The organism is Pseudoalteromonas sp. G5_S1_54_S4, from assembly GCF_054968565.1.
In genome coordinates this window covers 1-206 of the sequence record NZ_JBQKUL010000167.1, presented here as the reverse complement: position 1 = coordinate 206, position 206 = coordinate 1, and the positions used below count along the sequence as shown (strand labels likewise).

Annotated in this window: 1 pseudogene; it reads left to right on the top strand. The window is 57.3% G+C overall.

What is annotated here, in order from left to right:
• Nucleotides 1–206 (top strand): annotated as a pseudogene (locus ACTRWE_RS19390) (cation transporter); the annotation flags it as partial.

Here is a 206-nt window from a genome sequence, read left to right as displayed (position 1 = left end):
CGCTTTGTATTCGGTAGTGAGCCTGAATCGCTGGTGATGATGGCTATCGCATTCGTCGCATTGATTGCCAATACCAGTTGTCTGCTGCTCATATCCAAACATCGGGAAGGCGGGGCGCACATGAAGGCAAGCTGGATATTCTCGGCCAACGACGTGGTGATCAACCTGGGGGTCATCACCGCCGGCGCCCTGGTCGCGTGGACCGG